The organism is Streptomyces sp. JLBG701 (genome assembly GCF_058544905.1).
The window spans coordinates 9,448,717-9,462,418 of the sequence record NZ_CM178588.1; the positions used below are offsets into that span (position 1 = coordinate 9,448,717).

11 protein-coding genes are annotated in these 13,702 nt (G+C 70.3%); 10 read left to right on the forward strand and 1 reads right to left on the reverse strand.

Translation table 11 applies throughout. From position 1 onward, the window contains the following. Positions 1 to 96: 96 nt before the first annotated feature. The 10 genes from AC5DRG_RS43250 (at position 97) to AC5DRG_RS43295 (ending at position 11,828) form a co-directional block, all read left to right on the forward strand. Positions 97 to 1,035, forward strand: coding sequence for an NAD(P)-dependent oxidoreductase (locus tag AC5DRG_RS43250; protein WP_491805333.1), 939 nt, complete (start codon positions 97 to 99; stop codon positions 1,033 to 1,035). Then, entirely contained in the window at positions 1,032 to 2,288 is a 1,257-nt protein-coding gene (locus tag AC5DRG_RS43255; protein WP_491805334.1) for a M24 family metallopeptidase, read from the forward strand. The genes AC5DRG_RS43250 and AC5DRG_RS43255 overlap by 4 nt, the downstream gene beginning before the upstream one ends. 11 nt (positions 2,289 to 2,299) lie before the next feature. Continuing rightward, the gene (locus tag AC5DRG_RS43260; protein WP_491805335.1) at positions 2,300 to 3,298 is read left to right on the forward strand and encodes a thiamine pyrophosphate-dependent dehydrogenase E1 component subunit alpha; all 999 of its coding nucleotides are present in this window, start codon (positions 2,300 to 2,302) and stop codon (positions 3,296 to 3,298) included. Continuing rightward, on the forward strand, positions 3,286 to 4,263 hold the full coding sequence (locus tag AC5DRG_RS43265) for an alpha-ketoacid dehydrogenase subunit beta (RefSeq protein WP_491805336.1): 978 nt from the start codon (positions 3,286 to 3,288) through the stop codon (positions 4,261 to 4,263). Before AC5DRG_RS43260 ends, AC5DRG_RS43265 begins: the two co-directional genes overlap by 13 nt. A 29-nt stretch (positions 4,264 to 4,292) precedes the next feature. Next, a complete protein-coding gene (locus tag AC5DRG_RS43270) occupies positions 4,293 to 5,525 on the forward strand; it encodes an amino acid ABC transporter substrate-binding protein (protein WP_491805337.1) in 1,233 nt (410 codons plus the stop codon). A gap of 7 nt (positions 5,526 to 5,532) precedes the next feature. After that, positions 5,533 to 6,414, forward strand: a complete 882-nt coding sequence (locus AC5DRG_RS43275) for a branched-chain amino acid ABC transporter permease (protein ID WP_491805338.1) — start codon at positions 5,533 to 5,535, stop codon at positions 6,412 to 6,414. Further along, complete coding sequence (locus AC5DRG_RS43280; RefSeq protein WP_491805339.1) at positions 6,411 to 8,177, forward strand: branched-chain amino acid ABC transporter ATP-binding protein/permease; 1,767 nt, start codon at positions 6,411 to 6,413, stop codon at positions 8,175 to 8,177. Before AC5DRG_RS43275 ends, AC5DRG_RS43280 begins: the two co-directional genes overlap by 4 nt. Continuing rightward, positions 8,171 to 8,896, forward strand: a complete 726-nt coding sequence (locus tag AC5DRG_RS43285; protein ID WP_491805340.1) for an ABC transporter ATP-binding protein — start codon at positions 8,171 to 8,173, stop codon at positions 8,894 to 8,896. Before AC5DRG_RS43280 ends, AC5DRG_RS43285 begins: the two co-directional genes overlap by 7 nt. A gap of 2 nt (positions 8,897 to 8,898) precedes the next feature. Continuing rightward, on the forward strand, positions 8,899 to 9,984 hold the full coding sequence (locus AC5DRG_RS43290) for an alpha/beta hydrolase family protein (RefSeq protein WP_491805341.1): 1,086 nt from the start codon (positions 8,899 to 8,901) through the stop codon (positions 9,982 to 9,984). 161 nt (positions 9,985 to 10,145) lie between these two features. Then, complete coding sequence (locus tag AC5DRG_RS43295; RefSeq protein WP_491805342.1) at positions 10,146 to 11,828, forward strand: carboxylesterase/lipase family protein; 1,683 nt, start codon at positions 10,146 to 10,148, stop codon at positions 11,826 to 11,828. Between the two features lie 73 nt (positions 11,829 to 11,901). Here the strand turns inward: AC5DRG_RS43295 and AC5DRG_RS43300 are convergent, their stop codons facing one another. Then, positions 11,902 to 13,683 carry a pectate lyase-like domain-containing protein gene (locus AC5DRG_RS43300; RefSeq protein ID WP_491805343.1) on the reverse strand — a complete coding sequence of 594 codons (1,782 nt, stop codon included), beginning with the start codon at positions 13,681 to 13,683 and terminating at the stop codon, positions 11,902 to 11,904. Between the last annotated feature and the right edge of the window lie 19 nt (positions 13,684 to 13,702).

Sequence of the window (13,702 nt, forward strand, 5' to 3'; positions counted from 1 at the left end):
CCATGAATCCCGAGCTTAGATCCGGGTCATGGAGCACTCAACACCCCTTGTCACACCCATCGTTTGCCCTGCGTACGACAGCGGAGGGACCCCACGATGACGACCTCGACCACTCCGACCACCCCGAAGAGCCCGGCAGAACCTCGTGTCGGCTGGATCGGAACCGGCCGCATGGGCGGCGCGATGGTCCGGCGACTGCTCGCCGCCGGTTACGACGTCACCGTCCACAACCGCACCGGCGCCAAGGCCGAGGCGCTGCGCGAGCATGGGGCCGGCGTTGTCGGATCGGTCGCCGAACTCGCCCACCACGACGTGGTGTTCACCATGGTCGCCGCCGACGCCGCGCTGATCGAGGTGGCCCTCGGCGAGCATGGCCTGCTCAGCCAGGAGACGGTTCCGGGCATCCTCGTCGACTGCTCCACGGTCTCGCAGGAAACCTCCCTCCAAGTGCGCGCGGCGACGGTCAAGGCGGGCGCACGGATGCTCGCCGCCCCCGTCAGCGGCAACCCCTCGGCGGTCGAGGCGGGCACGGCGGCGTTCGTCGTCTCGGGGCCCGAGGAGGCGTACGACGCCGTACGGCCGCTGCTGGCCGCGATCTGCGGCGCGGCGACCCATGTCGGGGAGGGTGAGGAGGCCCGGCTGGTGAAGATCGCCCACAATCTGTTCCTGGGCGCGGTCATCCAGTCCCTCGCGGAGATCACCGTGCTGGCCGAGAAGGGCGGGGTACGGCGCTCGGACTTCCTGGCCTTCGTCAACTCGTCTGTGCTCGGGTCCGTATTCACCCGCTACAAGACGCCCGCCCTCACCCGGCTCGACTTCACCCCCACCTTCACTCCCCAACTCCTCCGGAAGGACTTCGAGTTGGGCCTGGCCGCCGCTCGCGGGAGCGGCGTGAGCATGCCGGTCGCCGCGCTCGTCCACCAGCTGGTGCAGGGCGCCGTACAGGCCCAGGGGCAGGACGGGCCCGTCGACTTCGCGGTGCTGCTCGCCGAAGTCGCCCGTTCCTCGGGCCTGACTCTGGAGGCCGAGCAATGACGACCGCCGGCGCACCCCATCACCCGGCCGGCGCACCAGGTCACTCCGCCGTCGACTTCGAGTCCCGCGTCGACTTCGACCGGCTGCGCGCCTACCGTCTGGAGCGCGTACGCGCCGCCCTGGACGCCAGTGGGCTCGGCGCGTTGCTGCTCTTCGACGTCAACAACATCCGCTACCTCACCGGCACGGTCATCGGCGAGTGGTCCCGCGACAAGATGACCCGCTATGCCCTGCTCACCCGCGAAGGCGAGCCGTTCCTCTGGGACTTCGGCTCCGCCGCACGCCACCACCAGCTGTACGCACCCTGGTTGAAGCCCGAGAACTGCCGGGCCGGCATGCTCGGCCTGCGCGGTGCCGTACGACCCGAGGCCGGCCTCTTCGACCGGGCCGTCGCCGAGATCCGCGACCTGCTCCGCGCCGCCGGGGTGGAGGACGCCCCCGTCGGCGTGGACATCGTAGAACCGCCGTTCCTCTTCGCGCTCCAGCAGGCCGGACTGCGCGTCGCCGACTGCCAGCAAGTCATGCTGGACGCACGGCAGTTGAAGAACCCGGACGAGATCCTGCTGCTCACCCAGTCCGCCGCCATGGTCGACGGCTGCTACCAGGCCATCGCCGAGGCCCTCAAACCCGGCGTGCGCGAGAACGACATCGTGGCGCTCGCCAACAAGTACCTCTACGAGCACGGCTCCGACGACGTCGAGGCGATCAACGCGGTCTCCGGGGAACGCTGCAACCCGCATCCGCACAACTTCACCGACCGGCTGATCCGCCCCGGCGACACCTGCTTCTTCGACATCATCCAGTCCTACAACGGCTACCGCACCTGCTACTACCGCACCCTGAACGTCGGTTCGTCCACCGCCCCGCAGCGCGCCGCCCACCGCCGCGCCCGCGAGTGGATCGACGCGGCCATCGCCCTGGTCAAACCCGGCGTGACCACCGACGTCATCGCCCGCGCCTGGCCCCGCGCCCAGGACTTCGGCTTCGCCACCGAAATGGACTGCTTCGGGCTGCAGTTCGGGCACGGCCTCGGACTCGGCCTGCACGAACGCCCGATCATCAGCCGGCTGAACTCCCTGGAGCACCCGGAGGAGATCCACGAGGGCATGGTCTTCGCCCTGGAGACCTACTGCCCCGCCACCGACGGCTACTCGGCCGCCCGTATCGAGGAGGAGGTCCTGGTCACCGCCGACGGCGCCCGGGTGCTCACCCTCTTCCCCGCCCAGGAACTCTTCGTCGCCAACCGCTACTGAGGGAGGCACCCGTGGCACCCGCAGCACCCCTCGCACCCGTGGACGTACGGCTCGACCTCTACCGCCAGATGGTGCGCATGCGCGCCATGGAGAAGCGGGCCTACGACCTCTTCCTGCGCGGCCTCGTCAAGGGCACCAGCCATCTCTCCACCGGCCAGGAAGCCGTCGCCGCCGGATTCGCCGCCGCCATGCGCCCCGACGACCTCACCTTCGCCACCTACCGAGGCCACGCCCACACCCTCGCCCGCGGCGCCCCCATGACGGCGATCCTCGCCGAGCTGATGGGCCGCGCCAACGGGCTCATGTCCGGCAAGGGCGGCAGCATGCACCTGACCAGCACCGAGCACGGAATGATGGGCAGTTACGCCATCGTCGGCGCCCACCTTCCCATCGCGGCCGGCGCCGCCTGGTCGGCCCAACTGCGCGGTACCGAGCAGGTCACGGTCTGTTTCTTCGGCGACGGGACCACCAACATCGGTGCGTTCCATGAGGCGTTGAACCTCGCCGCCGTATGGCAGCTGCCGGTCGTGTACGTCTGCGAGAACAACCAGTACATGGAGTACACGCCGATCACCGCCGTGACCGCCGTCGAGCGGCCGGCCGCCGACCGGGCCGCCGCGTACGGCCTGGAAGGCGTCGTCGTCGACGGCAACGACGTCGACGCGGTGTACGAGACCGCGCGCGACGCGGTGGGCCGGGCGCGCGGTGGCGGCGGGCCGAGCCTCATCGAGGCCGACACCTACCGGCAGGGCGGCCATTCGCGGGCCGATCCGGGGACGTACCGCCCGAAGAAGGAGGTCGAGGCCTGGCTCGCCCGCGACCCGATCCCGGCGTACCGCGCGAAGCTGCTCGCGGCGGAGGTCGGCGAGGACACCCTCGCCGGAATCGACGACGCCGCCGCTCGCGAGGTCGACGAGGCGGCGAAGGCCGCCGAGGACGGGCCGCTGCCCGAACCGGCCCTGGTGGAGCGGGACTTGTGGGCCGACGGAGGTGCGGCATGGCGCAACTGACCTACCGGGACGCCGTCGCACGCGGCCTCGCGCAGGAGATGCGTCGCGACGAACGGGTCGTCCTGCTCGGCGAGGACGTCGCCGCGGCCGGCGGGGTGTTCAAGACGACCGCCGGGCTGCTCGACGAGTTCGGGCCGCAGCGGGTACGGGACACGCCGATCTCCGAACAGGCCATCCTGGGCGCGGCGATGGGCGCCGCGATGACCGGGCTGCGGCCGGTCGCCGAGATCATGTTCAGCGACTTCTTCGGCGTCGGCTGGGACCTGCTCGCCAACCAGATCGCCAAGTCCCGCTACATGGCGGGTGGTCAGCTCTCCCTGCCGCTCGTCGTGCGTGCCGCCAACGGCGGTGGGCTGCGCTTCGGCGCGCAGCACTCGCAGGACGTGGCCAACTGGGTGATGGCGGTGCCGGGGCTCAAGGTCGTCGTACCGTCCACGCCGAGGGATGTCGTGGGGCTGCTCGCCGCCGCCGTACGCGACCCGGATCCTGTCATCTTCCTTGAGGCCAAAGGGCTTTACCCGGTTCGGGGCGAGGTCCCGGACGGTGAGATCACCGACACGCTGGGCTCCGCCGTAGTGCGGCGTACGGGCGGGGACTGTGTGATCGTCGCGCTGGGGCTGATGGTGCCGCGTGCGCTGGACGCCGCCGAGCGGCTTGCCCGGGAGCAGGGCATCGACTCCGCCGTACTCGATCTGCGCAGCCTGGTACCGCTGGATGTGCGGGCCGTGTTGGAGGCGCTGGGGCGGACCGGGCGGCTGTTCACCGTAGAGGAGAATCCGCGGCTGTGCGGCTGGGGAGCCGAGGTGGTGTCGCTCTGCGCCGAGGAGGGCTTCACCAGCCTGGACGGGCCGCTCGTACGGATCACCACCCCCCATGTCCCGCTGCCCGCCGCCGACTCGCTGGAGGACGCGGCGCTGCCGAGCGTGGACCGGATCGTCGACACGATCGCCAAGAGCATGGACTAGAGACACGCGATGGACGGGCTGGAGTCGCCATGAGGGGTACGAACGGGCTCACCCGGAGGGAGTTCGCCGCCGCCGGACTGGGACTTGGACTGGGGCTCGCGCTGGCCGGCTGTTCGGAGGACGGTTCCACGGGGGATTCCCGCGGCGATCTGCTCATCGGGGCCTCCCTGCCGCTGACCGGGCAGTTCTCGCAGCCGGGGCAGGAGGCCGAGCGGGGCTACCGGATCTGGCGGGAGATGGTCAACGCCGACGGCGGAATCCTGGGCCGCCAGGTCGAGTTGAAGATCACCGACGACGCCAGCAGCCAGGACACGGTGGTCGCCGACTACACGCGGCTGATCACCCAGGACCGGGTGGACTTCCTGCTCGGCACCTTCTCCTCGCTGCTCAACTACCCTGCGTCCGCGGTCGCCGAGCGGCAGGGCATGGTCTTCGTGGAGCCCGCGGGCGGCGCCGAGAACATCTTCGAGCGCGGCTTCGGGAAGCTCTTCTTCGCGCAGCCCGCGCTCTCCGCCGACCAGGCGAACACGTTCGTGGACTGGGTGAAGTCCCTGCCGGAGGCCGAGCGTCCGGTCTCGGCGGCCTACACGACCCAGGACGACCCGTTCACCCGGCCGGTCATCGAGCGGCTGCAGGAACTGCTGGAGGACCTGGGCATCAAGACCGTCTACACCAGCGTCTATCCGGCCGAGACCACCAATATGCAGCCCGTCGCCGCCGCCATCGCGGGCAAGAAGCCCGAACTCCTCGCGCACGGTGCGGTGTTCCAAGACGGCGTCGGGCTCGTACGGGCCCTCAAACAGCAGCGGTTCTCGCCCAAGGCGCTGTTCCAGATGTCCGCGCCGAGCAACGCGAGCCAGTACAGCAACGGCGTCGGCATGGCGAACACGGAGGGCGTGTTCTACTCGGTCAGCTGGCACGAGAGCGCGCCCACCCCGCTCAACAAGGAGTTCGTGGCGGCGTACGCGAAGAAGCACAAGGGCGGCGTCCCGGCCGAGGACGCCGCCGACGCCTTCGCCGCGGCCCAGGTGCTCCGGGCCGGCATCGAGGGCGCGAAGGGCACCGACCAGGACAAGGTCGCCCAGTGGCTGCACGCCAACGAGGTGGAGACCATCCTCGGCCCGCTGAAGTGGGACAAGCGCGGGGCGCCGCTCGGCAGCTTCCTGCTCGCCCAGTGGCAGGGCGGCAAGGTGGAGATCGTCTCGCCGGCCGACGCGGCGACCGTGGACCGGGCCGTGTACCCGAAGCCGGACTGGCAGTGAGACGGCGATGGCGGAGCTCGTCCAGACGCTCGTCCTGGGGCTGCTGATCGGCGGTGTGTACGCGCTGATGGCTTCGGGCCTCACCCTGATCTTCGGCGTGATGCGCGTCATCAACGTCGCCCAGGGCGCCTTCCTCGTCCTGTCGGCCTTCGTGACGTGGTGGGTGTGGCGGGGGACCGGCATCGACCCGATCGCGCTGGCCGCCCTGACGACTCCGCTGATGTTCGGCCTCGGCTGGGCCTTCTACCGCCTGGTCGGGGCCCGCCTCCGCTCGGCTCCGCCATCCATGTCGGTCCTGCTGATGTTCGGCGTGGCCCTGCTCATCGAGGGCCTGCTGAACGTCACAGCGGGCAACCGCTACCGCTCCGCCACCCCCGCCTACTTCGACGAGTCGTACTCACTCGGCCCGATCTCCATCCCCAAGGCCCCGCTGTACGGCTTCCTGGCCGCGCTCGCCGTCCTGGCGACCTTCTACGCCGTACTGAACCGCACCTGGACCGGCCGCGCGATCCGCGCCTGGGCGCAGAACCCGTCCGGCGCGGCCCTGATCGGGGTGAGCGCCGTGCCCACCGCGACGCTGACCTTCGCGCTCGGCACGGCGAGCGCCGGCATGGGCGGCTCGGTGCTGTCGGTGCTCGTGCCGTTCTTCCCGGCCTCGCACTACGAATGGATCGCCCGCATCCTCGGCATCATCGTCCTCGGCGGACTCGGCAGCCTCCCCGGAGCCCTCACCGGCGCACTGATCCTCGGCCTCGCCGAGTCGCTGACCTCGGTGTACATCTCCCCGCAGTGGTCCGTCCTGGTCTTCTACGGCGTCATCATGGCGGTGCTGATCGTCCGGCCGCAGGGACTGTTCGGGGCCCGGCTCCGGGAGGACGCGGTCACATGAAACCCCTCCTCGCGATCGCCGCCGCCGTGGCAGCCCTGGCCGTCTATCCCGTGTCGGGCATCGGCACCGCCTACCACCTCACGGTCGCCACCCTCTGCCTGCTCCTCGCCGTCCAGGCCGTCAGCTGGAACATCCTTTCCGGATACGCCGGTTACATCTCCCTCGGCCACAGCGCATTCCTCGGCGCGGGCGCCTACGCCGGCGGCATCACCGCCGAACGCCTCGACATCGACCCGCTGTTGGGCGCACCTCTCGGCGGGATCCTCGCCGCCGGGATCGCGGTGGCGATCGGCGCGGTGGTCCTGCGCTCACGAGGCGCCGCGTTCGTCATCGTCACCATCGCGCTGCTGCTGACCTTGCAGGTCCTCGCGACGAACCTGCCCCAACTCACCCACGGAAACCAGGGGTTGGCGTTCGCGCTCCCGCCCTGGTCCCGCGAGACCGGCAACCGGCCCTTCTACTACCTCTTCCTCGCCCTGCTGATCGTGACGGTCGCCTTCAGCGCCTGGGTACGGACCCGCAAGCTCGGCGCCGGCCTGGTCGCCATCCGCGAGGACGAGGGCAAGGCCGCAGCCATCGGCATCCCCACGACCCGCTACAAGGTGACGGCCTTCGCCTCCGGCGCCTTCTTCACCGGCGTCGCGGGCGGTGTCTACGGCTACTTCCTCTCGTACATCAGCCCCACCACCATGTTCGCCGTGCTGTCGAGCGTCATGGTGGTCCTGGCCGCCCTCCTCGGCGGCCGCGGAAGCCTGTACGGGCCGGTCCTTGGCGCGTTCGTCGTGGCGATCGGCAGCGAGGCGGCGACCGTGTACGGGGGCGGGTCGAGCAGCAGGCTGCTGCTCTTCGGGGGCCTGCTCACCGCGGTCGTGCTGTTCCTGCCGCAGGGGCTGCTGCCGGGCGCGGCCGGCTGGTGGCGGGCCCGGCGTCCGCGTCCCGTCGAGTACACCGACCAGGAGGGGGCGCTGGGTCGGCTGCCGCCCACGGTGACCGCGAAGGGGACCGGGCCGTCCGAACTCCTGCGGGTGAGCGGGGTGTCGAAGAGTTTCGGGGGACTGGTCGCGGTGGACGGCGCCGATCTCGTCGTACGGCGTGGCACGATCACCGGTCTGATCGGGCCCAACGGCTCGGGAAAGACCACCCTGTTCAACCTCGTGACCGGCACGCTGCGGGCCGACGCCGGGGAGATCGCCTTCGAAGGGCGCCGGATCGACCGTATGCCGCCCTGGCGGCGCTGCCACCTCGGTCTGGGCCGCACCTTCCAGACGACCAGGCTCTTCCACGGCATGAGCGTCCTGGAGAACGTCGTCGCGCCGCTGCCCGACGGGCGCTGGCGTACGGCCGTACGAGGTGGAGTGACCGGTGCCGAGGCCGAACGGGCCCGCGAACTCCTCGACTTCATGGGCCTGGGCCGGTTCGCGGAGGAACCCGCGGGCTCACTGTCGTACGGGCAGCAGAAGCTCGTCGAACTCGCCCAGATCCTGATGCTGGACACCCGGCTGATCCTCCTCGACGAACCCGCCGGAGGCATCAACCCGGCCCTGGTCGAGCACCTCAAGGGCATCATCCGCCAACTCGCCGACCAGGGCGTCACGTTCCTGCTCGTCGAGCACAACATCCCGCTCGTACTGGATCTGTGCGACCCGGTGGTCGTGTTCTCGCAGGGCAGGGTGATCGCCGAAGGGCCACCGGGGAAGATCCGGGACGATCCGGCGGTCCTGGAGGCGTACCTGGGGGAGCGGAAGGCGGTCGGACCGTGCTGATCCTCGACGGTGTGGTGGCGGGATACGGCGGCGGCGACGTCCTGCACAAGGTGTCCCTGACCTGCCCGCCGTCCACGGTCACGTGCGTCATCGGGCCCAACGGCGCCGGCAAGTCCACGGTGTTGCGGGTGATTTCAGGCCTGCTGACCCCGCGCAGCGGCGAAGTCCTCCTCAACGGCGTCCGTCTTTCCGGCCTGACCCCGCGCGACATACTGCGCCACGGCGTCGTCCAAGTGCCCCAGTCCCAGGCCCTGTTCCCCAAGATGACCGTCGCCGAGAACGTTCTGATGGGCGGCTATCTCATCCGCAAGGACCGTGCCCTGCTCCACGCCCGGCGCGCCGCCGTCGAGGAACTCGTCCCGCTCGTGCGCGAGCGGGCCTCGGAACCGGCCGGGAACCTCTCCGGCGGACAGCGCCGCATGGTCGAGATCGGCCGCTGTCTGATGCTGCAGCCGAAGGTCGTGATGATGGACGAGCCGTCCCTCGGCCTGGATCCCAGGAGCCTCGCGGCGGTCGCCGAACTCATCGAGCGCATCCATCTCGCCGGGGCCACCGTGCTGCTCGTCGAGCAGAACGTACGGATCGGGCTCGGCCTCGCCACCCACGGCGTCGTCATGGAAGGCGGCCGCGTCCGGCTCACCGGCAAGGCCGCCGAGATCGCCGCGAACCCCGACATCGGGCAGCTCTATCTGGGCGCCCCGACCACAGGAGGACAGTGACCGTGCCCGACACGACAGACGCCCGCATCGCCTCCGCCCTCGCCAACTGGGCCCCGCGCTTCACCACCAACGGCGTGATCGTCTCCGACTTCCAGGAGGTCACCGGGGGCCTGGAGCGCTGGGGGCAGTGGTGCGCGGCCTGGTCGAAGTCGGCGGCCGGGCACGAACGGCTCGGCCGCGACGCCCTCACCGAAGGCCGGACCCGTTCGGCCGGCGAACACCTCGCCAGGGCCGCCCTCTACTACCACTTCGGGAAGTTCCTGTACTTCGACGACCTGGACGAGGCACGCGACGCGCACCGCGCCGCCGTCCGCTGCCTGAACGACGCCCTCCCGCACCTCGACCCGCCCGGACGCCGGATCGAGATCCCCTACGAGGGCGGGATCCTGGTGGGCGTACTCCGCCTGCCTACCGGCCCCGGCCCCCACCCGACCGTGCTGATGATCCCCGGACTCGACTCCACCAAAGAGGAGTTCCGCACCACCGAACGCACCTTCCTGGACCGGGGGTTGGCCACCTTCGCCGTGGACGGACCCGGGCAGGGCGAGGCCGAGTACGACCTGCCGATCACCGCCGCCTGGGAGGAGCCGGGCCGCGCCCTCATCGACGTGCTCGCCGCGCAACCGGGAGTCGACGGAAGCCGGATCGCCGTCTGGGGCGTCAGCCTCGGCGGCTACTACGCGCCCCGGGTGGCCGCCGGTGACGAGCGGGTGCGGGCCTGTGTGGCCCTGGCCGGACCCTACGACTTCGGGGCGGCCTGGGAACTGCTGCCGCCCCTCACCCGCGCGGCCTTCCGGCACCGCTCGCACGTACTGGACGAGGGAGCGGCGGCCCGTGCCGCCCGCTCCCTCACCCTGGCCGGCCACGCGAAGTCGATCACCTGCCCGCTCCTCGTCGTCACCGGTAAACGCGACCGCCTCTTCCCCTGGCAGGACGCTGGCCGCCTGGTGGCGGAGGCCGCGGGACCCGTGGAACTCCTCGCCCTGGACGAGGGCAACCACGGCTGCGCGAACCTGCCGGCACACCACCGCCCCTACACGGCCGACTGGCTCGCGCGTGCGGTAGAACGATCCGTGCTCAACGTCTGAACCCTGGCGGCCGACAACTCCTGGAAGTGTTCCAAGTATTGTAAACAATCACGTCTCACATCTTGCTCGCAGTATTGCCGCGCGGTTACGTTCTCAGGCCACACCGGTACCCCGCCCACCTTCCTCAGCGCGCCCGCAACGCAAGCAGAGAGCAGGGAAGCATGAGACCGATCACGGCCCTGCGCGGCAGAGTCCGCGCCACTCTCGCCACCGTCAGCCTCCTCGGCCTGGGACTGACCCCCATTGTCGCCCAAACCCAGTCCCCCTCGTCCTCCTCGGAAACCGCCGCGCAAACGTCAACCCGCCCCGCTTCCACCGCCGTTCAGACCACGAATGGCAGGGTCAAAGGAGCGAGCCGGACCGGATACGACGAGTGGCTGGGCATCCCCTACGCCGCCGACCCCGTCGGCAAGCTCCGCTGGAAAGCCCCGCAGCCCGCGCCCAAGTGGTCCGGCGTGCGCGACGCCACCCGCTTCGGCGACCGCTGCACACAGCCCGCCGGCTGGGACCCCGGCTACGAGAACCCGACCACCACCGAGGACTGTCTCGCCCTCAACGTCTATGTACCGGACGGCATCAAGGGCAACGCGCCCGTCGTGGTCTGGATCCACGGCGGCGGCTACTTCGGCGGCGCGGGCCAGGACACCAACCCCCGAAAGTACGTCGAGCAGACGGGCTCGGTCGTCGTCACCATCAACTACCGCCTGGGCCCGCTCGGTTACCTCAACCTGCCCCAACTGCGCGCGGAGAGCGCCAACGGCCCAGGAAACTACGGCCTGTTGGACCAGCAGGCAGCCCTGCGGTGGGTCCAGTCGAACATCTCCCACTTCGGCGGCAACCCGGGGAACGTCACCATCGCCGGCCAGTCCGCGGGCGGCGGCTCCGTCTGCGCACAGCTCACCTCACCCACCGCCAAGGGCCTGTTCGCCCGCGCGGGCATCATGAGCGGCAGCTGCGGCATCCAGTCCGCCGCGGCCGGCGAGACCCAGAGCCAGGCCTTCGTCAAGGAGATCGGCTGCTCCACCGCCACCGACATCCTCGCCTGCCTGCGCGCCAAACCCGCCTCCGCGATCGCCGCCGCCCAGGTCAAGGCGCCGATCCGCCCCTCCCTCGGCGGCACGTCCTTCGGCACCGACCCCGGAGCCTTGGTCCAGGCCGGCACCTTCAACCGCGTCCCGGTGACGCTCGGTCAGACCAACAGCGAGCGCGGCCTGTTCACCTTCCAGAACTACGACTACCTCGGTACGCCCATGACGGCGGCCCAGTACGAGGCGGCCGTGCGCTCCACCTACGGCGACGACGCGGACGCCGTCCTCGCCGAATACCCGCTCAGCGCCTACGACACCCCGGGCCAGGCCTGGACCGACGCCCAGAACGACTCCACCTCCTTCACCCGCCAACAGCTCATCGACGCACTGGCACGCTGGGTGCCGACGTACGCCTACGAGTTCGCCGAGAGCGACACCCCGCACTTCACCTCGATCTTCCTGATCCAGCAGAAGAGCGAGACCGCGCGCGACTTCCCCTTCGGCGGCGCGATCCACGTCGACGACCTCGGCTACATCTGGGACTACCTCGGCCAGACCCTGCCCTACGACGACGACCAGCTGGAGCTGTCCCGCCAGATGATCACCTACTGGGGCCGGTTCGCGGCGCACGGCGACCCCAACGGGCCCCGCACACCGACATGGCCCAAGTACAGCGCCGGTACAGGGAAGTTGATGTCGCTGGTCGCGTGCGACACCGCACCGTCGAGCACCAAGCCCCCGGCCGCCTGCTCGAAGGCCACCCGTGACTTCGGAGAGGAGCACAACCTCGGCTTCTGGCGGAGCCTGTCGTCCTGAACTCTCAGCGCGACCGTGTGACGGTGGCGGGTGCGGGCCGAAGGGGGAGCCCCGGTCCGCACCCGCCACGCCCTCAGGGGTACGACACCACCGTCGACGGAATGGTCGACGTGCCCGAAGTCGGCGTGCCCGTCTCGTTGATGACGTGCTCGTACTGGCCCTGGCCGCCGAGCGAGACGACCAGTAGGTCGTGGAACTTCACGCCCGCCGTGTTCGGGGCGGTGAAGCCGTTGTGCTGCACGATCGTCGGGTCGACGTTGTAATAGCAGTAGCTGCCGAGGCCCCAACCCTCGTGCGCGGTCACGTTGTCGCCGACTTTGTAGGCGGCGTAGCCCTTGATCGAGCCGTTCTGGATCGCCGCCTGGTTCGGGGCGTCGTACGCCTTCTCGTTCTGGAAGAAGATCGTGCGGCCCCGCTGTCCGTACCATTGCACGTCGTACTTGTTGAAGTGCTCCACGAACAGGCCCGTGGCCAGGACGTCGTGGCCGTTGACGACGACCCCGTAGTCGGCCCGGTTGGTGTCCCAGCCGACGCCGGCGCCGTGGTCGGCGCGCCAGATCCAGGTGTGGTCGATGATCGTGTGCCGGCTGTTGACGACCAGGCTGGTCGTGGCCTTGCCCGCGCCCGCGCCGCCGATGCGGACGAACACGTCCTGCACGGTGGTCGGGTTGGCGGAGTGGTCCCGGGACGCGCCCTGCGGTCCGATCTCCAGCAGGGTGGGGGAGTTGACCGTCCCGGCGTCGACGAGGAACCCGGCCAGCCGGACCCCGTCCACGTCCGCGACCTTCAGCGCGGTGACGCCGTTGTCCGGGATGAGGGTCGCGTAACCCAGGCCCAGCACAACGGTGTTGGCGCGGTTCACCTGGATCGGCTGGTCGAGGTGGTAGATGCCCGGGGTGAGCAGGAGGTGGAGTCCCTGGGTGAGCGCCTGGTTGAGGGTGGCCGCCGAGACGCCTGGCTGGGCGACGTAGAACTGTGTCAAGGGGAGTGAGGTGCCGCGCGGGGTGCCGTTGCCCCAGGTGACGCCGCGGGCGTTCGTCCGCTTCTCCGGCAGGAAGACGCGGTACTCGCTGCCGCTCAGGTAGAGGAAGGGCTTCTCGCGGGAGACCGGGGTCGTGTCGAGGGTCGTGTACGGCGGGTTCGGGAAGCTCTGTGCGGGCGCGCCCTCCACGCCCGAGAACACCATGTTCCACACGCCGTTGAGCCAGCTGCCGATCGCGCTGTCCCGCGTGTACCACTGCTGCTGCGAGTACGGTCCGACCTGGCCGTCGATGCGGCTGTCGGCGATGTAGCCGCCGCTGGCCCAACCGTAGCCCGTGGGCGAGAGGTTGAGGCCGCCGCGTACGTGCATCCGGCGGAAGGGCGCCGCCTGAGCGACGGCCCAGCGGTTGGTGCCATTGACCGGGACTAGCGCGAGGTTCTCCGCCGAACGCCAGAAGTTCTGCGTGGCGTTGCCGTTGAACCAGCCGGCGTCGACCGTGACGTCCCCGTTGATGGTCGTGTCGTCGGGGGACAGACCCAGGCCCGCGATGGAGGTGTAGAAGCCCAGTTGGGCGTTGAGCCCGCTGTAGGTGCCGCGCTTGAACAGCAGGGCGTAGCGGCCGGTGCCGAACTGCGCCGACTCCTGCTGGGCGAACACCTGGTCGAGTCGGGCCTGGATACCGGGAGTCGACGGGTCGAAGACGATCACGTTCGGGCCGAGGTCGCCGCCACCCGGAAGGGCTCGCGGGCTCTTGGCCGACGGGGCGGCGGAGGCCGCGGTGGGCAGGGCCGCGAGCGCGGGGGCGGCCACGGCGGCACCGAGCAGGGCTCTGCGGCCGAGGGCGGTGGACTTCCGTGCGGGGTCAGACGGCATGGGGCGGCTCCAGCTTCAA